The organism is Pseudomonas protegens (assembly GCF_003732485.1).
In the GTDB taxonomy this organism is placed as follows: domain Bacteria; phylum Pseudomonadota; class Gammaproteobacteria; order Pseudomonadales; family Pseudomonadaceae; genus Aquipseudomonas; species Aquipseudomonas protegens_B.
Genome location: NZ_MOAK01000087.1, coordinates 177,827 through 199,411 on the forward strand (window position 1 = coordinate 177,827; position 21,585 = coordinate 199,411).

Annotated in this window: 19 protein-coding genes; 9 read left to right on the plus strand and 10 right to left on the minus strand. The window is 61.2% G+C overall.

Going from position 1 to position 21,585, the window contains the following annotated elements; translation table 11 throughout:
• Window positions 1-86 precede the first annotated feature (86 nt).
• The 4 genes from hflD to BLX41_RS30930 form a co-directional block, all read right to left on the minus strand.
• Window positions 87-710, minus strand: a complete 624-nt coding sequence (hflD, locus tag BLX41_RS30915; RefSeq protein WP_011062179.1) for a high frequency lysogenization protein HflD — start codon at window positions 708-710, stop codon at window positions 87-89.
• Entirely contained in the window at window positions 707-1,840 is a 1,134-nt protein-coding gene (gene mnmA / locus BLX41_RS30920; RefSeq protein ID WP_015636291.1) for a tRNA 2-thiouridine(34) synthase MnmA, read from the minus strand. Before mnmA ends, hflD begins: the two co-directional genes overlap by 4 nt.
• 71 nt (window positions 1,841-1,911) lie before the next feature.
• On the minus strand, window positions 1,912-2,358 hold the full coding sequence (locus tag BLX41_RS30925) for an NUDIX hydrolase (protein ID WP_011062177.1): 447 nt from the start codon (window positions 2,356-2,358) through the stop codon (window positions 1,912-1,914).
• A 147-nt stretch (window positions 2,359-2,505) separates the two neighbouring features.
• Window positions 2,506-4,731, minus strand: a complete 2,226-nt coding sequence (locus tag BLX41_RS30930) for an NADP-dependent isocitrate dehydrogenase (protein WP_123727936.1) — start codon at window positions 4,729-4,731, stop codon at window positions 2,506-2,508.
• 504 nt (window positions 4,732-5,235) lie between these two features.
• On the opposite strand from BLX41_RS30930, the gene icd reads away from it, so the two are divergent.
• Window positions 5,236-6,492, plus strand: a complete 1,257-nt coding sequence (icd, locus tag BLX41_RS30940) for an NADP-dependent isocitrate dehydrogenase (RefSeq protein WP_011062175.1) — start codon at window positions 5,236-5,238, stop codon at window positions 6,490-6,492.
• 79 nt (window positions 6,493-6,571) lie between these two features.
• On the opposite strand, the gene cspD is transcribed toward icd, so the two are convergent.
• A complete protein-coding gene (gene cspD, locus BLX41_RS30945; protein ID WP_019092905.1) occupies window positions 6,572-6,835 on the minus strand; it encodes a cold shock domain-containing protein CspD in 264 nt (87 codons plus the stop codon).
• A gap of 218 nt (window positions 6,836-7,053) precedes the next feature.
• Here cspD and clpS point away from each other — a divergent pair, with 218 nt between their 5' ends.
• Both clpS and clpA read left to right on the plus strand, forming a co-directional pair.
• The gene (gene clpS, locus BLX41_RS30950; RefSeq protein WP_011062173.1) at window positions 7,054-7,416 is read left to right on the plus strand and encodes an ATP-dependent Clp protease adapter ClpS; all 363 of its coding nucleotides are present in this window, start codon (window positions 7,054-7,056) and stop codon (window positions 7,414-7,416) included.
• Window positions 7,417-7,445: 29 nt separating this feature from the next.
• Window positions 7,446-9,716: an ATP-dependent Clp protease ATP-binding subunit ClpA gene (gene clpA / locus BLX41_RS30955; RefSeq protein WP_011062172.1), complete on the plus strand. Its 2,271-nt coding sequence runs from the start codon at window positions 7,446-7,448 to the stop codon at window positions 9,714-9,716.
• Between the two features lie 127 nt (window positions 9,717-9,843).
• Here clpA and infA read toward each other — a convergent pair whose 3' ends face one another.
• The 4 genes from infA to trxB all read right to left on the minus strand — a co-directional run bounded on the left by infA (window position 9,844) and on the right by trxB (window position 12,632).
• Window positions 9,844-10,062 carry a translation initiation factor IF-1 gene (infA, locus tag BLX41_RS30960; RefSeq protein ID WP_002553999.1) on the minus strand — a complete coding sequence of 73 codons (219 nt, stop codon included), beginning with the start codon at window positions 10,060-10,062 and terminating at the stop codon, window positions 9,844-9,846.
• A 100-nt stretch (window positions 10,063-10,162) separates the two neighbouring features.
• Window positions 10,163-10,870: an arginyltransferase gene (locus tag BLX41_RS30965; RefSeq protein WP_015636288.1), complete on the minus strand. Its 708-nt coding sequence runs from the start codon at window positions 10,868-10,870 to the stop codon at window positions 10,163-10,165.
• A 58-nt stretch (window positions 10,871-10,928) separates the two neighbouring features.
• Window positions 10,929-11,609, minus strand: a complete 681-nt coding sequence (gene aat, locus BLX41_RS30970) for a leucyl/phenylalanyl-tRNA--protein transferase (RefSeq protein ID WP_053152680.1) — start codon at window positions 11,607-11,609, stop codon at window positions 10,929-10,931.
• Between the two features lie 72 nt (window positions 11,610-11,681).
• Window positions 11,682-12,632: a thioredoxin-disulfide reductase gene (gene trxB, locus BLX41_RS30975; RefSeq protein WP_015636286.1), complete on the minus strand. Its 951-nt coding sequence runs from the start codon at window positions 12,630-12,632 to the stop codon at window positions 11,682-11,684.
• A gap of 295 nt (window positions 12,633-12,927) precedes the next feature.
• Here trxB and BLX41_RS30980 point away from each other — a divergent pair, with 295 nt between their 5' ends.
• The 6 genes from BLX41_RS30980 to cysG all read left to right on the plus strand — a co-directional run bounded on the left by BLX41_RS30980 (window position 12,928) and on the right by cysG (window position 20,450).
• Window positions 12,928-15,336 carry a DNA translocase FtsK gene (locus BLX41_RS30980; protein WP_123727937.1) on the plus strand — a complete coding sequence of 803 codons (2,409 nt, stop codon included), beginning with the start codon at window positions 12,928-12,930 and terminating at the stop codon, window positions 15,334-15,336.
• A 68-nt stretch (window positions 15,337-15,404) separates the two neighbouring features.
• Window positions 15,405-16,028 (plus strand): outer membrane lipoprotein periplasmic chaperone LolA, encoded by a 624-nt coding sequence (lolA, locus tag BLX41_RS30985; protein ID WP_123727938.1) that lies wholly within the window; start codon window positions 15,405-15,407, stop codon window positions 16,026-16,028.
• Between the two features lie 33 nt (window positions 16,029-16,061).
• On the plus strand, window positions 16,062-17,387 hold the full coding sequence (locus BLX41_RS30990; RefSeq protein ID WP_011062166.1) for a replication-associated recombination protein A: 1,326 nt from the start codon (window positions 16,062-16,064) through the stop codon (window positions 17,385-17,387).
• Window positions 17,384-17,758: a fluoride efflux transporter CrcB gene (gene crcB / locus BLX41_RS30995; RefSeq protein ID WP_016966951.1), complete on the plus strand. Its 375-nt coding sequence runs from the start codon at window positions 17,384-17,386 to the stop codon at window positions 17,756-17,758. Before BLX41_RS30990 ends, crcB begins: the two co-directional genes overlap by 4 nt.
• A gap of 16 nt (window positions 17,759-17,774) precedes the next feature.
• Window positions 17,775-19,055, plus strand: a complete 1,281-nt coding sequence (serS, locus tag BLX41_RS31000; RefSeq protein WP_123727939.1) for a serine--tRNA ligase — start codon at window positions 17,775-17,777, stop codon at window positions 19,053-19,055.
• Window positions 19,056-20,450: a siroheme synthase CysG gene (gene cysG, locus BLX41_RS31005; RefSeq protein ID WP_123727940.1), complete on the plus strand. Its 1,395-nt coding sequence runs from the start codon at window positions 19,056-19,058 to the stop codon at window positions 20,448-20,450.
• A 67-nt stretch (window positions 20,451-20,517) separates the two neighbouring features.
• Here the strand turns inward: cysG and BLX41_RS31010 are convergent, their stop codons facing one another.
• Window positions 20,518-21,519 (minus strand): glutathione S-transferase family protein, encoded by a 1,002-nt coding sequence (locus tag BLX41_RS31010; protein ID WP_123727941.1) that lies wholly within the window; start codon window positions 21,517-21,519, stop codon window positions 20,518-20,520.
• Window positions 21,520-21,585 lie beyond the last annotated feature (66 nt).

Genomic DNA, 21,585 nt, shown 5'->3' on the forward strand with positions numbered 1-21,585 from the left:
GGCGCGTATAATACATGAAAATATCCGCCGGTCCGTTGCCAACTGACCAGCGTCTTACGCGCAGCTCTTGAAAAATCAGGCGCAGCTCAGCTGCTGCGCATCAACGGATAAAGCTCTTTGAGCAATTTGCGCCGGCTGATCACCAGTTGCCAGCGATGGCCGCCCAGCTGTCGCCACAGGCGTGCCGAGCGGATGCCGGCCAGCAGCAGGGCGCGGATCTTCGAGGCATTGCTGGGCTGCTGCAGGTTGCGCATGTCGCCGTGCACCTGAATGCGCTGGCGCAGGGTGCTCAGGGTGTCCTGGTACAGCCCGCCGCACGCGGCGATGACGTTTTCGTGGGCTGGACCGAAATGTTCTACCTGGGACTGAATCTGCGGCAGGCGTTTGCCGATGGTCTCCAGCAGGTCGTCGCGCTTGGCCAGCTGGCGCTCCAGGCCGAGCATCGACAAAGCGTAGCGCAGCGGTTCGCGCTGCAGGGTGCTGGGGTCGCGCTCCAGGGCGCCGATCAGGGCCCGGTAACCCTCGCGCAGGTTGATGTCGTCGCCGCCGTAGACTTCCAGGGTGTCTTTCGGGTCGCGGATCAGCAGGCTGCCGAGCATGCAGCTCAAGGCCGCTTCGCTGACCTGGCCGGTCTTGGCGATCCGGTCCACCAGTACGGCGGCCAGGAATACACCGCCCAGCGCCGTCAGTTGTTCCTGAATCGGGCTCATGGACGGGCGTCCTTGCTGCTCCAGGGTTCGGCCACTTCGATCACGCCGCCACCGAGGCAGATCTCGCCGTCGTAGAACACCACGGACTGGCCGGGAGTGACGGCGCGCTGTGGGTCGTCGAAGGTGGCGCGGTAGCCGTTGGCGGTCTTTTCCAGGGTGCAGGGCTGGTCGCTCTGGCGGTAGCGCACCTTGGCGGTCAGGCGTCGCGGCTGGCTCAGGTCGATGGGGTTGACCCAATAGATGTCGGAGGCCAGCAGGGCGCGGGAGAACAGCCAGGGGTGATCATTGCCCTGGCCCACGATCAGCTCGTTGTGCTCCAGGTCCTTGATCAGCACGTACCACGGCTCTTCGCCGGCGTCTTTCAGGCCGCCGATGCCCAGGCCCTGACGCTGGCCGATGGTGTGGTACATCAAGCCGTGATGGCGGCCGATGACTTCACCTTCGGTGGTCTTGATCTCGCCGGGCTGGGCCGGCAGGTATTGCTTGAGGAAGTCGCTGAAGCGCCGCTCACCGATAAAGCAGATGCCGGTGGAGTCTTTCTTCTTCGCCGTGGCCAGGTCGTGTTTTTCGGCAATGGCGCGCACTTCGGGCTTTTCCAGCTCGCCTACCGGGAACAGGGTCTTGGCGATCTGCTCGCCGCCAACGGCGTGGAGGAAGTAGCTCTGGTCCTTGTTCGGGTCCAGGCCCTTGAGCAGTTCGGTGCGGCCGTCGATGTCGCGGCGGCGCACATAGTGGCCGGTGGCGATCAGGTCGGCGCCGAGCATCATGGCGTAGTCGAGGAAGGCCTTGAACTTGATTTCGCGGTTGCAGAGGATATCCGGGTTCGGCGTGCGGCCGGCCTTGTATTCGGCCAGGAAGTGCTCGAACACGTTGTCCCAGTATTCGGCGGCGAAGTTGGCGGTGTGCAGCTTGATGCCAATCTTGTCGCACACGGCCTGGGCGTCGGCCAGGTCGTCCATGGCGGTGCAGTATTCGGTTCCGTCGTCTTCCTCCCAGTTCTTCATGAACAGGCCTTCCACCTGGTAACCCTGCTCCATCAGCAGGAGGGCGGAAACGGAAGAATCCACGCCGCCGGACATGCCGACAATGACGCGCTTCTTTTGGTTATCAGAAGGGGCTGGATCACGCATAGGAATTCAACGGGTGTCTTGAAAAAGGACGCGATTCTAACAGGCTGAGGCCTGCAAGGCTAAAACTGCGGTTAAAGCATTGGTCGGATCAGTGCCAGGCTGTGCAACTGGCCATCCAGGTAATCGTCCAGGCACTGCAGGATCAGCTCGCTGCGCCAGTTGGCCCGTTGCTCCAGCAGTTGCTCGCGGCTCAGCCAGCGCGGGCCGATGATGCCGTCATCCAACTGATAGTCCGGATGATGGCGCAGTGGCTTGGCGGCAAAGCACACGCGCTGGTAGGTCACGCCGTTGCTGGGGGCGGTGTAGAGGTAGATGCCGACCACGCCGGTCAACTCCACATCCCAGCCGGTTTCCTCCAGGGTTTCGCGTACGGCCGCCTGGAGCAGGCTTTCATTGGCATCCAGGTGCCCGGCGGGCTGGTTGAGCACGGCTTGTTCGCCCTGGTATTCCTCGACGAACAGGAAGCGGCCCTGATCCTCGACGATGGTGGCGACAGTGATATGGGGTTGCCATTCCATAAAGGCACTCCTTTATAAAGGGTGAGCATTGTAGGAGCCGGCTTGCCGGCGAAGCGAGCGCTGTCTTTTTCGCCGACAGGCCGGTTGCTGCGGGCGCCAGAAGCACAAACCCCGGCGCGGGGCCGGGGTTTGTGTGTTCGCTCGTGCTTACACCAGCGCAGCGATGGCCGCGTTGAGGGTGGCGCTCGGGCGCATGGCCTGGCTCACCAGCTCGGGGTTGGCGCTGTAGTAGCCACCGATGTCCACGGGCTTGCCCTGTACGGCGTTGAGCTCGGCGACGATGGTCGCTTCGTTCTCGGTCAGGGTCTTGGCCAGGGTGCTGAACTGCGCTTGCAGGGCAGCGTCCTCGGTCTGGGCGGCCAGGGCTTGAGCCCAGTACAGCGCCAGGTAGAAGTGGCTGCCGCGGTTGTCGATGTTGCCGACCTTGCGCGATGGCGACTTGTTGTTGTCGAGGAACTGGCCGGTCGCCTGGTCCAGGGTCTTGGCCAGCACCAGGGCTTTCGGGTTGTTGTAGGTGTTGCCCAGGTGCTCCAGGGAGGCTGCCAGGGCCAGGAACTCACCCAGGGAGTCCCAGCGCAGGAAGTTCTCTTCCAGCAGCTGCTGTACGTGCTTCGGGGCCGAACCGCCGGCGCCGGTTTCGAACAGGCCGCCACCGTTCATCAGCGGCACGATCGACAGCATCTTGGCGCTGGTGCCCAGTTCCATGATCGGGAACAGGTCGGTCAGGTAGTCGCGCAGTACGTTGCCGGTCACCGAGATGGTGTCCTTGCCGTCGCGGGTGCGGGCCAGGGTGAACTTCATGGCTTCAACCGGGGACATGATGCGGATGTCCAGGTCGCTGGTGTCGTGATCCTTCAGGTAGGCCTGAACTTTCTCGATCATCACGCCGTCGTGGGCACGCATCGGGTCCAGCCAGAAAATGGCCGGAGTGCTGCTGGCACGAGCACGGTTGACCGCCAGTTTGACCCAGTCCTGGATCGGCGCGTCTTTGGTCTGGCACATGCGGAAGATGTCGCCGGCTTCGACTTTCTGCTCCAGCAGCAGGCTGCCTTTGCTGTCGGTGACGCGAACCACGCCGTCAGCCTTGATTTCGAAAGTCTTGTCGTGGGAGCCATATTCTTCGGCTTTTTTCGCCATCAGGCCAACGTTCGGCACGCTGCCCATGGTGGTCGGATCGAACGCGCCATTGGCTTTGCAGTCTTCGATCACGGCCTGGTAGATAGTGGCGTAGCAACGGTCCGGGATCACGGCCTTGGTGTCGTGCAGCTGGCCGTCGGTGCCCCACATCTTGCCGGAGTCACGGATCATGGCCGGCATCGAGGCGTCGACGATCACGTCGCTCGGCACGTGCAGGTTGGTGATGCCTTTGTCGGAGTTGACCATGGCCAGGGCAGGGCGGGCAGCGTAGACGGCCTGGATGTCGGCTTCGATCGCAGCTTGCTGGTCGGCCGGCAGGGCCTTGATGCGGGCGTACAGGTCGCCGATGCCGTTGTTTAGGTTGAAGCCGATTTCTTGCAGCACGGTGGCGTGCTTGCTCAGGGCATCCTGATAGAACTCGGCAACGATCTGGCCGAACATGATCGGGTCGGAGACCTTCATCATGGTGGCCTTGAGGTGTACCGAGAGCAGTACGCCTTGCTTCTTGGCGTCTTCGATTTCAGCGGCGATGAAGGCGCGCAGGGCCTTTTTGCTCATTACGGCGCAGTCGAGGATCTCGCCGGCTTGCACGGCGGTCTTTTCCTTCAGGACGGTGGCAGTGCCGTCCAGGGCGATCAGTTCGATCTTGACGCTGTCGGCTGCTTCGATCAGGGCGGCTTTTTCGCTGCCGTAGAAGTCGCCGTTGCTCATGTGGGCAACGTGGGACTTGGAGTCCTTGGCCCAGGCGCCCATCTTGTGCGGGTGCTTGCGCGCATAGTTCTTCACCGACAGCGGAGCGCGGCGGTCGGAGTTGCCTTCACGCAGGACCGGGTTCACGGCGCTGCCCTTGACCTTGTCGTAACGCGCCTTGGCGTCTTTGTCGGCGTCGCAGGTCACGGTTTCTGGGTAGTCCGGCAGCGCATAGCCCTGGGCCTGCAGCTCTTTGATCGCGGCTTGCAGTTGCGGGACCGAGGCGCTGATGTTCGGCAGCTTGATGATGTTGGCTTCTGGGGTGACCGCCAGCTCGCCCAGTTCGGCAAGGTGGTCCGGCACCGCTTTGGTACCCAACTGCTCAGGGAAGCTGGCGAGGATGCGGCCGGCCAGGGAGATGTCGCGGGTTTCCACGGCGATATCAGCCGAAGCGGTGAAGGCTTCTACGATAGGCAGCAGGGAATAGGTGGCGAGGGCCGGGGCTTCGTCGGTGAAGGTGTAGATGATCTTCGAGCGGGTGGGCATATTCGGATTAACTCTCTTCTTTGCTAAAGCGTGCGCAGAAACTCGAGGTGCGCCGGGTAAGCGCTTTCGTTCAAAGGTCATCCATGAGCCGAATGTCGAGGTTTCTTCGCGGTGATGTTGGGTGCATCAGTCGAGCGTCAAGCGGGTGGGCTGCGGTAACAACCCGGCTTTGGGCGGCCATTCTCGGCTTGTTTTGTCGGTAGCAGAGCGTTCGGCCGTCGTGACTCTGTGGTCAGCGGCGGCATTATACATAGGTAGCTAGCAAAACGCCGATGCTTCATAGGCGCCCGTTCTCGTCCATTGGTCTAAAGGTCGCAGGCAGGGTGCAGGCGTAGAGTCGCTCGGGGTGCTTTACTTTGGCACTTTTCCCTTTGCTTTCAGGCTTGTAGGCCGCGAACTGTGCAGCTTTCACGGCATATGGGTGGAACATGAGGTTCCCGTCCAGATTCAACTGGGGTACGCTCGAACGCAGCCAGATGTTCAATCCACACAACGGAGTTCAGCATGGGATACAAGAAGATTCAGGTTCCAGCAGTCGGCGACAAAATCACCGTCAACGCAGACCATTCTCTCAATGTTCCTAACAACCCGATTATTCCTTTCATCGAAGGCGACGGTATTGGTGTTGATATCAGCCCGGTCATGATCAAGGTTGTCGATGCTGCGGTTAAGAAGGCTTACGGCGGCGAACGCAAGATTTCCTGGATGGAAGTGTATGCCGGGGAAAAAGCGACTCAAGTGTACGACCAGGACACCTGGCTTCCTCAGGAAACCCTGGACGCAGTGAAGGATTACGTGGTTTCCATCAAGGGCCCGCTGACCACTCCGGTCGGTGGTGGCATCCGTTCCCTGAACGTGGCCCTGCGTCAGCAACTCGATCTTTATGTATGCCTGCGCCCTGTGCGCTGGTTCGAAGGCGTGCCCAGCCCGGTGAAGAAGCCGGGTGACGTGGACATGACCATCTTCCGTGAAAACTCCGAAGACATTTACGCCGGCATCGAGTGGAAAGCCGGCTCGGCAGAAGCCACCAAGGTCATCAAGTTCCTCAAGGAGGAAATGGGTGTCACCAAGATCCGTTTCGACGAAAACTGCGGCATCGGCGTCAAGCCGGTTTCCCTGCAGGGCACCAAGCGTCTGGCGCGCAAGGCGCTGCAATATGTAGTGGATAACGACCGCGACTCGCTGACCATCGTGCACAAAGGCAACATCATGAAGTTCACCGAAGGTGCCTTCAAGGAATGGGCCTACGAAGTGGCGGCCGAAGAGTTCGGCGCGACCCTGCTGGACGGCGGTCCCTGGATGCAGTTCAAGAACCCGAAAACCGGCAAGAACGTCATCGTCAAGGATGCCATCGCCGACGCCATGCTCCAGCAGATCCTGCTGCGCCCGGCCGAATACGATGTGATCGCGACCCTCAACCTCAACGGTGACTACCTGTCCGACGCCCTGGCGGCGGAAGTGGGCGGCATCGGCATTGCGCCAGGCGCCAACCTGTCCGATACCGTGGCCATGTTCGAAGCCACCCACGGTACCGCGCCCAAGTATGCTGGCAAGGACCAGGTCAACCCGGGTTCGCTGATCCTCTCCGCAGAGATGATGTTGCGCCACATGGGCTGGACCGAAGCGGCCGACCTGATCATCAAGGGCACCAATGGCGCAATCTCGGCCAAGACCGTGACCTATGACTTCGAACGCCTGATGGACGGTGCAACCCTGCTGTCTTCCTCGGCCTTCGGCGATGCGCTGATCTCGCACATGTAAGCTGTACGGCGCCCAAAGCAAACCGGCCGACTCAATCCCTTGAGTCGGCCGGTTTTTTCATGACTGGATGTTGGTTGGATCAGCTCAGGGCACTTTCGGGCTGGGCCTCGGCGGTGACGATTTCGCCGGGCACCTTCAACGCGCTGATTTTGATCGCATGCAGGCCCTTGGGCCCTTGGATGATCTCGAAGCTCACAGCCTGTCCGGCTTTCAAGGTCTTGTAGCCATCCATATCGATGGCCGAGTAATGGGCAAACAGATCGTCAGTCTTGCCCTCCTCATTAATAAAGCCATAACCCTTGGCGTTGTTGAACCACTTGACCTTACCGCTAGCCATACTCATATCCCTCTGCAACAGACTCCATCACTGGAGTATCATCCAGTTCATCCGCCGCCAAGCTTGGTAAAAAGGTTGACGCCGCGGACGTTTATTACCCAATGTGGGCCCTATTGGTTGTAACACCGTTTTGCCGATAGTCAAGTTGACCCGGCGGTCGGAGTTGAAATCCTTCCAGGGCGCCCCCACCACTGTATTTGCACAACTGACGAACCTTTCTTTCCATGCATGCAATCAGCCAGATTCGACTAACATTCAATCAGGATCGCCCGGACTTGCACGACGACGATTCCGCTGGCTTGGCAGTACAGGAGGCTAAGCCTGCTCTCCAGGCGCCGCCGATGTACAAGGTGGTTTTGTTCAACGATGACTACACGCCGATGGATTTCGTCGTCGAAGTGCTCGAGATGTTTTTTAACCTGAATCGCGAGCTGGCGACCAAGGTCATGCTGGCCGTCCATACCGAAGGGCGGGCAGTGTGTGGATTGTTTACCCGCGACATCGCCGAGACCAAGGCCATGCAGGTCAACCAGTACGCCCGGGAAAGCCAGCATCCGCTACTCTGTGAAATCGAGAAGGACGGTTAACGCCGACCACTTGGGTATGAGGTGAAGCTATGTTAAACCGCGAGCTCGAAGTCACCCTCAATCTCGCCTTCAAGGAGGCCCGTTCGAAGCGTCATGAGTTCATGACCGTCGAGCATCTCCTGTTGGCTCTTTTGGATAATGAGGCCGCCGCCACCGTTTTACGTGCCTGCGGAGCAAACCTCGACAAACTCAAGCACGACCTGCAGGAGTTCATCGACTCCACAACGCCGCTGATTCCCGTGCACGACGAGGATCGCGAAACTCAGCCAACCCTGGGTTTCCAGCGTGTATTGCAACGTGCTGTCTTTCACGTACAGAGCTCGGGCAAGCGTGAAGTCACCGGTGCCAATGTGCTGGTGGCAATCTTCAGTGAGCAAGAGAGCCAGGCGGTGTTCCTGCTGAAACAGCAGAGCGTTGCCCGTATCGACGTGGTCAACTACATCGCCCATGGCATCTCCAAGGTGCCCGGGCATGGCGATCATTCTGAAGGTGAACAGGATATGCAGGACGAAGAGGGTGGTGAGTCGTCTTCTTCGGGCAATCCTCTGGATGCCTATGCCAGCAACCTCAATGAGTTGGCCCGTCAGGGCCGCATTGATCCGTTGGTAGGGCGCGAGCAGGAAGTCGAGCGCGTAGCGCAGATCCTGGCGCGCCGGCGCAAGAACAACCCGCTGCTGGTGGGTGAGGCAGGCGTGGGCAAGACCGCGATTGCCGAGGGCCTGGCCAAGCGCATCGTCGACAATCAAGTGCCGGACCTGCTGGTCAACAGCGTCGTCTACTCGCTGGATCTCGGGGCGTTGCTGGCCGGTACCAAATACCGCGGCGATTTCGAGAAGCGCTTCAAGGCGCTGCTGGGCGAACTGAAAAAACGCCCTCAGGCGATCCTGTTCATCGACGAAATCCACACCATCATCGGTGCCGGTGCGGCCTCCGGTGGGGTGATGGACGCCTCGAACCTGCTCAAGCCGCTGCTGTCCTCGGGTGATATCCGTTGCATCGGCTCGACTACCTTCCAGGAGTTCCGTGGCATTTTCGAGAAGGACCGGGCCTTGGCGCGGCGCTTCCAGAAAGTCGATGTGTCCGAGCCCTCGGTTGAAGACACCATTGGCATCCTGCGCGGCCTCAAGGGGCGTTTCGAGCAGCATCACAGTATCGAATACAGTGATGAAGCCCTGCGTGCCGCTGCAGAATTGGCCTCTCGCTATATCAATGACCGGCATATGCCGGACAAGGCCATCGACGTCATCGACGAGGCAGGTGCCTATCAGCGCCTGCAGCCGGCGGAGAAGCGCGTGAAGCGCATCGAAGTGGCCCAGGTCGAAGACATCGTGGCGAAAATCGCGCGGATTCCACCAAAACACGTCACCAGTTCCGATAAAGAGCTGCTGCGTAATCTTGAGCGCGATCTCAAGCTGACGGTGTTTGGCCAGGATGCGGCGATCGATTCGCTGTCCACCGCGATCAAGCTGTCCCGTGCAGGCCTGAAATCGCCGGACAAACCGGTCGGTTCCTTCCTGTTCGCCGGTCCTACCGGTGTCGGCAAGACCGAAGCGGCGCGGCAGTTGGCCAAGGCCATGGGGATCGAGCTGGTACGCTTCGACATGTCCGAGTACATGGAGCGGCACACCGTCTCGCGCTTGATTGGTGCGCCTCCCGGCTATGTCGGTTTCGACCAGGGTGGCTTGCTGACCGAGGCCATCACCAAGCAGCCGCATTGCGTATTGCTGCTCGATGAAATCGAGAAGGCCCACCCGGAAGTCTTCAACCTGCTGCTGCAGGTGATGGACCACGGGACCCTGACCGACAACAACGGGCGCAAGGCGGATTTCCGCAATGTGATCGTCATCATGACCACCAACGCCGGTGCTGAAACCGCGGCGCGAGCCTCCATCGGCTTCACGCATCAGGATCACTCTTCCGATGCCATGGAAGTGATCAAGAAGAGCTTCACGCCGGAGTTCCGCAACCGTCTGGACACCATTATCCAGTTCGGTCGCCTGAGCCACGAAGTGATCAAGAGCGTGGTGGACAAGTTCCTTACCGAGCTTCAGGCGCAGCTGGAAGACAAGCGCGTGCAGCTGGAAGTGACCGATGCCGCTCGCAGCTGGCTGGCCGCCGGTGGTTACGACGTGACCATGGGCGCCCGTCCGATGGCGCGCTTGATCCAGGACAAGATCAAGCGTCCCCTGGCCGAGGAGATCCTGTTTGGCGAGCTGTCCGACCATGGCGGTGTGGTCCACATCGACATCAAGGATGGCGAGCTGACCTTCGATTTCGAGACCACGGCGGAAATGGCTTGATCGCCGCATAACACAGCAGTACAGCCAAAGGCACCGGGAGGTGCCTTTGTGCTATCTGGCGTTTGAAACGTTTTTTTGCAGACGAACAAAAACGCCCGGCATAACCGGGCGTCTTGTATTGACTTGCTTAGCGAGCGCGGTAAGTGATGCGCCCTTTGCTCAAGTCATAGGGCGTCAGCTCGACGCGCACTTTGTCACCGGTAAGAATACGAATGTAGTTCTTGCGCATCTTGCCGGAAATATGCGCGGTTACGACGTGCCCATTTTCCAACTCCACACGAAACATGGTGTTGGGCAGGGTGTCGACGACAGTGCCTTCCATTTCGAAGCTGTCTTCTTTCGACATGCAGTAAAGCCCTCGGTGTCCAATGAATGGCCCGGTGCAACTGCGCCAGGCAAAAGCGGCGTGCATTGTGCCCGAAAAGTGGGGTTTAAGCCAAGACCTTCTAGTTGAGGATCACCCATCTCTGGTTAACCAGCAGCTCTATGGGGCGATATTGGGTCTTGTAGTTCATCTTTTTGCAGTTCTTGATCCAGTAGCCGAGGTACACCGCATCCAGCCCGAGGCGCAGGGTTTCGCCGATTTGCCAAAGGATCGCAAAGCGCCCGAGGCTGCGGCGCTCTTCGTCGGGTTCATAGAAGGTGTAGACCGCTGACAGGCCATTGGGCAGCAGGTCTGTGACCGCCACGGCCAGCAGGCGGCCGTCCAGGCGGAACTCGTAGAAGCGCGAGAAGGGCAGGTCTCGAACCAGGAAGGTCGAGAACTGGTCGCGGCTTGGGGGGAACATGTCGCCATCGGCGTGGCGTTGCTCGATGTAGCGCTGGTAGAGGTCGAAATACTCTTCGCTGAAGCAGGGTTTCGCCGCGTGTACGGTCAGGTCGCTGTTGCGTTTGAGAATGCGCTTTTGCTGGCGGCTGGGCAGGAACTGTGTAGCAGGAATGCGCGCCGGCACGCAGGCGTTGCAGTTCTGGCAGTGGGGGCGATACAGATGATCGCCGCTGCGCCGAAAGCCCATTTCCGACAGATCCGCGTAGACATGCACGTCCATGGGCTGGCTGGGATCGAGGAACAGAGTGGTCGCCTGTTCGTCGGGCAGGTAGCTGCAAGAGTGGGGTTGGGTGGCATAGAACTTCAGGCGCGCCAACTCGGTCATGAGTCAACCCTCGGAATAAGCTTTGCAATTAAGTGTAAGCCACCCCCGGCAAACCCGCCTAGGAAACCCATATGGCGCGGCTCGGCAGGTCCAGGTGGTGTTTCAGGTAATTCGCGAACTCTGGCCGGGAAATGGATCGGGCGCCGAGGCTGTGCAGGTGTTCGGTGGGCATCTGGCAGTCGATCAGCACAAATCCCCACGCCTTCAAGCGTTCCACCAGAGTGGCAAAGCCGAATTTCGAGGCATTGTCGGCGCGGCTGAACATCGACTCGCCGAAAAACAGCTGCCCCATGGCCAGTCCATACAAGCCGCCCACCAGCACTCCCTGATCCCAGACCTCCACCGAATGGGCGTAGCCGCGTTGATGCAGTTGCAGGTAGGCGCGTTGCATCGCTTCGCTGATCCAGGTGCCGTCGGCATAGGCGCGAGGCGCTGCGCAGGCGCTGATGACTGCGGCAAAGTCCCGATCGAAGGTCACCTGATAGCGTTGTTTGCGCAACAGTTTGCCCAGGCTGCGGGAGACATGCAGTTCGTCCGGGAATAACACCGTGCGCGGATCGGGGGACCACCAGAGAATCGGCTGGCCTTCGGAAAACCAGGGAAAGCAGCCGTGACGATAGGCCTGGATCAGGCGGTCGGCAGACAAGTCTCCGCCCGCGGCCAGCAAGCCATTGGGCTCGCGCATGGCCTTTTCCAGCGGCGGGAAGTCGAGTGTGTTGCGTTGTAACCAGGTCAGCATGGTATCCAGACTTGCGGCAGGGGAGGGCGGTGGCGAGCCATTGCGGGCCCGCCACAAGCGTAGGGCGAGGGCTTAGTTGTCGTCGAGGAATTTTTCCGCATCCAGCGCTGCCATGCAGCCGGCGCCGGCCGAAGTGATGGCCTGGCGATAGACGTGGTCGGCCACGTCGCCGGCGGCAAATACCCCCTGGATGCCGGTGGCCGTGGCATTGCCTTCGCTGCCGCCACGCACCAGCAGGTAGCCGTCGCGCATCTCCAGCTGGCCCTGGAACAGATCGGTATTGGGCTTGTGGCCGATGGCGATAAACACCCCGGCCAGTGCCAGATCCTTGGTTTCTCCGCTGTGGCTGTCCTTGAGGCGGGCGCCGGTCACGCCGCTGGCATCGCCCAGCACTTCCTCCAGGTGCTGGTTCCAGTGCAGGCGGATATTGCCATTGGCGGCCTTGTCGAACAGCTTGTCCTGGAGAATCTTCTCGGCTCGCAGCTTGTCGCGGCGATGCACCAGGTGCACTTCTTTGGCGATGTTCGACAGGTACAGTGCTTCCTCCACGGCGGTGTTGCCGCCGCCCACCACGGCCACCACCTGATTGCGGTAGAAGAAGCCATCGCAGGTGGCGCAGGCGGAAACCCCCTTGCCGGCAAAGGCTTCTTCGGAGGGCAGGCCCAGGTATTGCGCCGAGGCGCCGGTGGCGATGATCAGCGCGTCGCAACTGTAGGTGCCGCTGTCGCCGATGAGGATAAACGGCCGCTGCTGCAACTGTGCGGTGTGGATGTGGTCATAGACGATCTCGGTGTCGAAGCGTTCGGCGTGTCTCTGCATCCGCTCCATCAGCACCGGGCCGGTCAAGCCTTCGACATCGCCGGGCCAGTTGTCGACTTCGGTGGTGGTGGTCAGTTGGCCGCCGGCTTGCAAACCGGTGATCACCGTCGGTTTGAGGTTGGCCCGAGCGGCATAGACGGCAGCGCTGTAACCGGCAGGGCCAGAGCCCAGAATGATCAGGCGTGAATGCTTCGCATCGTTCATAAAAACACCTCATAAGCCTTTGTCACAAAAGAGAATGCATGCTCCAATTGAACAGTGCGTAACAGGCCGTTGACTATGCTGGTCGGAGGGTTCCGACGTGGCATGGCGTGAACAAACCCGTACAATACGACGCTGTACCGGGTTTATTCAGAATTGCACTGTTTCAGAAGCAAGGGGCAGAGTGTTAAAAGTAGCCCCAGTTACGCCGGTCAACTTTATTTACCTGCTCGGATTGAGCAGTATCTTGTAGTCAATCACCCGTTGGACGCGCCCTTGGCGCAGGAAAAGACGCGTTTTGAAGAAATCCACCGCAGCACCTAAACCTGTTGTTCCGCTCTGGCGTCAACAATTGCACTACCGGCTCAAGGAAGGTGCGTTGATCGCCATTGGCGCCCTGTGCCTGTTCTTGATGATGGCACTTCTGACCTATGGGAAAGATGATCCGGGCTGGAGTCATAACAGCAAGATTGAAGACGTGCAGAACTTCGGTGGCCCGGCCGGTTCCTACAGCGCCGATATCCTGTTTATGGTGTTGGGTTACTTCGCCTATATCTTCCCGCTGCTGTTGGCGATCAAGACCTACCAGATCTTCCGCCAGCGCCATGAGCCCTGGCAGTGGAGCGGCTGGCTGTTTTCCTGGCGGCTGATCGGCCTGGTGTTCCTGGTGCTGTCGGGCGCCGCGCTGGCCCATATCCATTTCCATGCCGCCACGGGCCTGCCGGCCGGTGCCGGTGGCGCCCTGGGCGAAAGCCTGGGCGACCTGGCCAAGAATGCCCTGAACGTGCAGGGCAGCACCCTGATGTTCATTGCCCTGTTCCTGTTCGGCCTGACGGTGTTCACCGACCTGTCGTGGTTCAAGGTGATGGACGTGACCGGCAAGATCACCCTCGACCTGTTCGAACTGTTCCAGGGCGCCGCCAACCGCTGGTGGGATGCGCGCGTGGAGCGCAAGCAACTGGTGGCGCAATTGCGCGAAGTGGATGCCCGGGTCGATGAAGTCGTGACCCCGAACGTGGCCGACAAGCGCGAGCAGGCCAAGGTCAAGGAGCGCCTTATCGAGCGCGAGCAGGCCCTGAGCAAGCACATGTCCGAGCGCGAAAAGCAGGTGCCGCCAGTGATCACGCCGATCGCCACCAAGGCGCCGGAGCCCAGCAAGCGCGTGCAGAAAGAGAAACAGGTGCCGCTGTTCGTCGACAGCGCGGTGGAAGGCACCTTGCCACCGATCTCGATCCTCGACCCGGCAGAAAAGAAACAGCTGAACTATTCCCCCGAATCCCTGGCGGCAGTCGGCCACCTGCTGGAAATCAAGCTCAAGGAGTTCGGCGTCGAAGTCTCGGTGGATTCGATCCACCCGGGGCCGGTGATTACCCGTTACGAAATCCAGCCGGCGGCCGGGGTGAAAGTCAGCCGTATCGCCAACCTGGCCAAGGACCTGGCGCGTTCCCTGGCGGTGACCAGTGTGCGCGTGGTGGAAGTGATTCCCGGCAAGACCACCGTGGGCATCGAGATTCCCAACGAAGACCGGCAGATCGTGCGCTTCTCCGAAGTGCTCTCGACCCCGGAATACGACAACTTCAAATCCCCGGTCACCCTGGCCCTGGGCCACGATATCGGCGGCAAGCCGATCATCACTGACCTGGCGAAAATGCCTCACCTGCTGGTGGCAGGTACCACTGGCTCCGGTAAGTCGGTGGGGGTCAACGCAATGATCCTGTCGATCCTGTTCAAGTCTGGCCCGGAAGACGCCAAGCTGATCATGATCGACCCGAAGATGCTCGAACTGTCGATCTACGAAGGCATTCCGCATCTGCTGTGCCCAGTGGTCACCGACATGAAGGACGCGGCCAACGCCCTGCGCTGGAGCGTGGCGGAGATGGAGCGGCGCTACAAGCTCATGGCCAAGATGGGCGTGCGCAACCTTTCGGGCTTCAACGCCAAGGTCAAGGAAGCCATTGAAGCCGGTACGCCACTGGCGGACCCGCTGTACAACCGCGAAAGCATCCACGACGAAGCGCCGCTGCTGACCAAGCTGCCGACCATCGTGGTGGTGGTGGACGAATTTGCCGACATGATGATGATCGTCGGCAAGAAGGTCGAAGAACTGATCGCCCGTATCGCTCAGAAGGCCCGTGCTGCCGGTATCCACCTGATTCTCGCGACCCAGCGGCCGTCGGTGGACGTGATCACCGGCCTGATCAAGGCCAACATCCCGACCCGCATGGCGTTCCAGGTGTCGAGCAAGATCGACTCGCGGACCATCATCGACCAGGGCGGCGCCGAACAGCTGCTGGGCCACGGTGACATGCTCTACATGCCACCGGGCACCAGTCTGCCGATTCGTGTCCACGGTGCCTTCGTCTCCGACGATGAAGTGCACCGCGTGGTGGAGGCCTGGAAACTGCGCGGCGCGCCGGAATACAACGACGACATCCTCAACGGTGTCGAAGAGGCGGGCAGTGGTTTCGAAGGCAGCAGCGGCGGTGGTGACGGTGATGATCCGGAAGCCGACGCGCTCTACGACGAAGCCGTGCAGTTCGTCCTGGAAAGCCGCCGGGCCTCGATCTCGGCGGTACAGCGCAAGCTGAAGATTGGCTACAACCGCGCCGCCCGGATGATCGAGGCCATGGAAATGGCCGGAGTGGTGACGGCGATGAACACCAACGGCTCCCGCGAAGTGCTGGCGCCGGGCCCGATGCGCGACTGATCCCTGTTTCGCTTTCAGCGGCGTGAGGTCACGCCGCTCGCATACCCATCCAATTTATGAGGAATTCCATGCGCCTGATTCGCATGTTGCTGCTGCCGGTATTGGCTGTGACCACCTTGTCGGCCCACGCCGACCCCAAAGACGTGGCGCGCCTGACCCAGTTGCTGGAAAAGTCCCAGACCCTGACGGCGCGTTTCTCCCAGTTGACCCTCGACGGCAGCGGCACCCAGTTGCAGGAAACCGCCGGCGAGATGTCCCTGCAGCGTCCTGGCCTGTTCTACTGGCACACCGATGCGCCGCAAGAACAGCTGATGGTTTCCGACGGCCAGAAAGTCTCCCTGTGGGACCCGGACCTGGAGCAAGTGACCATCAAGAAGCTCGACCAGCGCCTGACCCAGACCCCAGCCTTGCTGCTCTCCGGTGACGTGTCGAAGATCAGCGAAAGCTTCGACATCACCTCCAAGGAGGCCGGTGGCGTGATGGACTTCACCCTCAAGCCGAAAACCCGCGACACTCTGTTCGACAGCCTGCGCCTGTCGTTTCGCAACGGCATGATCAACGACATGCAGTTGATCGACAGCGTTGGCCAGCGCACCAATATCCTGTTCACCGGGGTCAAGGCCAACGAATCGATCCCAGCGTCCAAGTTCAAGTTCGACATCCCCAAGGGTGCCGATGTGATCCAAGAGTAAGCAGCCGCAGCCGCAAGGTTTCGAAGGTAGTCCATGGACCTGTTTCGTAGTGCCCCGATCGCCCAGCCACTGGCCGCACGCCTGCGTGCGACCAACCTGGACGAGTACGTCGGTCAGCAGCACCTGCTGGCTCGGGGCAAGCCGCTGCGTGAGGCCCTGGAGCAGGGCGCCCTGCATTCGATGATCTTCTGGGGCCCGCCCGGGGTCGGCAAGACCACCCTGGCGCGGCTGCTGGCGGAAGTCTCGGATGCCCACTTCGAAACCGTCTCGGCGGTGCTGGCCGGGGTCAAGGAGATCCGCCAGGCGGTGGAAATCGCCAAGCAGCAGGCCGGGCAATACGGGCGGCGGACCATCCTTTTCGTCGACGAAGTGCATCGTTTCAACAAGTCGCAGCAGGATGCCTTCCTGCCCTACGTGGAAGACGGCACGCTGATCTTTATCGGTGCCACCACGGAAAACCCGTCCTTCGAACTCAACAACGCCTTGCTCTCCCGGGCCCGGGTCTATGTGCTCAAGAGCCTGGATGAAGCGGCCCTGGGCACCCTGGTGCAGCGCGCCCTGACCGAGGAACGCGGCCTGGGCAAGCGCCAATTGAGCCTCAGCGATGAAGGCTTCCAGATGCTGCTGTCGGCGGCCGATGGCGATGGCCGGCGTATGCTCAATCTGCTGGAGAACGCCTCGGATCTGGCGGAAGACGGCGGCGAGATCAGTGTCGATCTGTTGCAAAGCCTGTTAGGGGATACCCGCCGCCGTTTCGACAAGGGCGGCGAGGCGTTCTACGACCAGATTTCCGCGTTGCACAAATCCGTGCGCGGCTCCAACCCTGACGGTGCCCTGTACTGGTTTGCACGCATGCTTGATGGCGGTTGCGATCCGCTGTACCTGGCCCGGCGCGTGGTGCGCATGGCCAGCGAGGACATCGGCAACGCCGACCCGCGGGCCTTGAGCCTGTGCTTGGCGGCCTGGGATGTGCAGGAGCGCCTGGGCAGCCCCGAAGGCGAGCTGGCGGTGGCCCAGGCCATCACCTACCTGGCCTGTGCGCCGAAGAGCAACGCCGTGTACATGGGCTTCAAGGCCGCCATGCGCGCCGCTGCCGAGCACGGTTCCCTGGAAGTGCCGATCCATCTGCGCAACGCCCCGACCAAGCTGATGAAGCAGTTGGGTTACGGCGATGAATACCGCTACGCCCATGACGAGCCGGATGCCTACGCTGCCGGTGAAGACTATTTTCCCGAAGAACTTGAACCCTTGCCGCTCTACCAGCCGGTGCCCCGTGGCCTGGAATTGAAAATCGGCGAGAAGCTCAAGCATCTGGCTGCCCTGGACCGGGCCAGCCCCCTGCAGCGGAGAAAACCTTGATCCCCCTGATCCTCGCAGTCTCCGCCGGCGGTGTGGCCGGCACCCTGTTGCGCTTCACCACGGGCAACTGGATCAACGCCAATTGGCCGCGGCACTTCTATACCGCGACGCTGGCCGTTAATATCGTGGGCTGCCTGCTGATTGGCGTGCTGTACGGACTGTTCCTGATCCGTCCGGAAGTGCCGATCGAAGTGCGTGCCGGATTGATAGTGGGCTTCCTCGGTGGCCTGACGACTTTTTCATCCTTTTCACTGGATACCGTGCGTCTGCTGGAAAGCGGACAAGTGGCGCTGGCCCTGGGCTATGCGGCACTGAGTGTATTCGGCGGGCTGCTTGCTACCTGGGCCGGCCTGTCCTTGACCAAACTTTGATAAACGAGAGAACGACATGCTCGATTCCAAACTGTTACGTAGCAACCTCCAGGACGTAGCGGATCGTCTGGCATCCCGCGGCTTTGCCCTGGATGTGGCACGCATCGAAGCGCTGGAAGAACAGCGCAAGACCGTGCAGACCCGCACCGAGCAACTGCAGGCTGAACGTAACGCGCGCTCCAAGTCCATCGGCCAGGCCAAGCAACGCGGCGAAGACATCGCCCCGCTGATGGCCGACGTTGAGCGCATGGGGAACGAGCTGAGCTCCGGCAAGGTAGAGCTGGAAAACATCCAGAACGAACTGGACTCGATCCTGTTCGGCATTCCCAACCTGCCTCACGAATCGGTGCCGGTCGGCGAAGACGAAGACGGCAACGTTGAAGTGCGCCGCTGGGGCACCCCGACCGCCTTCGATTTCCCGATCAAGGACCACGTGGCCCTGGGCGAAACCCACGGCTGGCTGGACTTTGAAACCGCGGCCAAGCTGTCCGGCGCGCGCTTCGCCCTGTTGCGCGGGCCTATCGCCCGTCTGCACCGCGCCCTGGCGCAGTTCATGATCAACCTGCACACCGGCGAGCACGGCTACGAAGAGGCCTACACCCCGTACCTGGTGCAGGCGCCGGCCCTGGTGGGCACCAGCCAGCTGCCGAAGTTCGAGGAAGACCTGTTCAAGATCACTCGCGAAGGCGAAGCCGATCTGTACCTGATCCCGACCGCCGAAGTGTCCCTGACCAACATCGTGGCGGGTGAGATCCTCGATCCGAAGCAACTGCCGCTGAAGTTCGTCGCCCACACGCCATGCTTCCGCAGTGAAGCCGGTGCCTCGGGTCGCGACACCCGCGGCATGATCCGCCAGCACCAGTTCGACAAGGTCGAGATGGTCCAGGTGGTCGAGCCGTCGACGTCCATGGAGGCCCTGGAAGGCCTGACCGCCAACGCCGAGAAAGTCCTGCAACTGCTGCAACTGCCGTACCGCGTACTGGCCCTGTGCACCGGCGACATGGGCTTCAGCGCGGTCAAGACCTACGACCTCGAAGTCTGGGTGCCGAGCCAGGACAAGTACCGCGAGATCTCCTCGTGCTCCAACTGCGGCGACTTCCAGGCCCGCCGTATGCAGGCACGTTTCCGCAACCCGGAAACCGGCAAGCCGGAGCTGGTGCACACCCTTAACGGTTCCGGCCTGGCCGTGGGCCGTACCCTGGTGGCGGTGCTGGAAAACTATCAGCAGGCCGACGGTTCGATCCGTGTGCCGGACGTGCTGAAGCCGTACATGGGTGGCCTTGAGGTCATCGGCTAAATGGAATATCTGCCGCTGTTTCACAACCTTCGCGGCAGTCGTGTGTTGGTGGTCGGCGGAGGGGAAATTGCCTTGCGCAAATCCCGTCTGCTGGCCGATGCCGGTGCGCAGCTGCGAGTGGTCGCACCTGAAATAGAAGCGCAATTGCAGGAACTGATCGTCGCCAGCGGCGGTGAGTCCCTGCTGCGCGGGTATGTCGAGGCTGACCTCGACGGCTGCACCCTGATCATCGCCGCCACCGACGACGAATCCCTCAATGCCCAGGTCTCCGCCGATGCCCATCGGCGTTGCGTCCCGGTCAATGTGGTGGACGCGCCGGCCCTGTGCAGCGTGATCTTCCCGGCTATCGTCGACCGTTCGCCGCTGGTCATCGCAGTCTCCAGCGGCGGCGATGCGCCGGTGCTGGCGCGGCTGATCCGGGCCAAGCTGGAAACCTGGATTCCTTCCACCTACGGCCAACTGGCCGGGTTGGCGGCGCGTTTCCGCGCCCAGGTCAAAGGCCTGTTTCCGGATGTGCAGCAACGCCGGGCGTTCTGGGAGGATGTATTCCAGGGCCCCATCGCCGATCGCCAACTGGCGGGGCAGGGCGCGGAAGCCGAACGTCTGTTGCAGGCCAAGATCGCCGGCAAGGCGCCCCATGCGCCGGGCGAGGTGTATCTGGTGGGGGCAGGCCCGGGTGATCCGGACCTGCTGACCTTCCGTGCCCTGCGCCTGATGCAGCAGGCCGACGTGGTGCTCTACGACCGTCTGGTGGCGCCGGCGATTCTCGAACTGTGCCGCCGCGACGCCGAACGCATCTATGTCGGCAAGCGTCGCGCCGATCACGCCGTGCCCCAGGAACAGATCAACCAGCAATTGGTGACCCTGGCCCAGCAAGGCAAGCGTGTAGTGCGTCTCAAGGGTGGTGATCCGTTCATCTTCGGCCGGGGCGGCGAAGAGATCGAAGAACTGGCGGCCCACGGCATTGCGTTCCAGGTGGTGCCGGGGATTACCGCGGCCAGTGGTTGCTCGGCCTATGCCGGGATTCCCCTGACTCACCGCGACTACGCGCAGTCGGTGCGCTTCGTCACCGGTCACCTCAAGGACGGCACCAGCAACCTGCCCTGGAGCGACTTGGTGGCGCCGGCCCAGACCTTGGTGTTCTACATGGGCCTGGTGGGCTTGCCGACTATCTGCGAGCAACTGATCAAGCACGGTCGGGGCGCCGACACCCCGGCCGCCCTGATCCAGCAGGGCACCACCAGCAACCAGCGAGTCTTCACCGGCACCCTGGCCAACCTGCCGGCCCTGGTGGCGGAACACGAAGTGCATGCCCCGACCCTGGTGATCGTTGGCGAAGTGGTCCAGCTACGCGAGAAGCTGGCCTGGTTCGAAGGCGCTCAGTCCGAGGTCTGAAAAGCTTCGCCGGCAAGCCGGCTCCTACAGGATCGATGTAGGAGCTGGCTTGCCAGCGAAAGCGTCCTCAACCCCTGCACCAAACCCCCTGCCCACTCAACCGCTGCCGATCATGGCCGCGGCTGAAGTCCTGTAACGGCCCCTTCGGCACAATCCCCGTCGGATTGATGGTGCGATGGCTGGCGTAGTAGTGCCCCTTGATATGGGCAAAATCCACGGTCTCGGCAATCCCCGGCCACTGATACAGCTCCCGCAGCCAGTTCGACAGGTTCGGGTAATCGGCAATCCGTCGCAGGTTGCACTTGAAGTGGCTGTAGTACACCGCATCGAAGCGGATCAGCGTGGTGAACAGCCGCACATCGGCTTCGGTCAGGTACTCGCCGACCAAGTAGCGCTGTTTACCCAGCAACGCTTCCAAAGCGTCCAGCTCGGCAAAGACATCATCGAACGCCGACTCATAGGCCTGTTGTGACGTGGCAAACCCGGCGCGATACACGCCATTGTTCAGCGCTGGATAGATGCGTCCGTTGAGTTCGTCGATCTGTGCGCGCAATGGTTGCGGATAAAAATCCAGGTCACTGCCGGTCAAGTGATCAAAAGCGCTGTTGAACATGCGGATGATCTCCGCCGACTCATTGCTGACGATGCGCTGTTGCTGCTTGTCCCAGAGCACCGGCACGGTGACGCGGCCGGTGTAGTCGGCACTGTCGGCGGTGTAGCGCTGGTGCATGAAGTCGAAGTGATCCAGCGCATCACCGCTGGAGCCGAAGGCGCTGTCGAAGGTCCAGCCGTTCTCGCGCATCAGCCAACTGACCACCGAGACGTCGATCAACTGTTCCAGGCCCTTGAGCTTGCGCAAGATCAGCGTGCGGTGGGCCCAGGGGCAGGCCAACGATACATAAAGGTGGTAGCGCCCGGCCTCGGCGGCAAAGCCGCCTTCACCGCTGGGCCCCGGACTGCCATCGGCAGTGATCCAGTGACGACGTTGCGCCTGTTCCCGTTGGAAGGCGCCGTCCTTGCCGCTTTCGTACCACTGGTCATGCCAGCGCCCTTCGATCAGCAGACCCATGAAATGCTCCTCAGCGATTTTGCGTTGGAGTGCAGTCTATTGCGCTGGGTTCGAACAAAAAGCGCA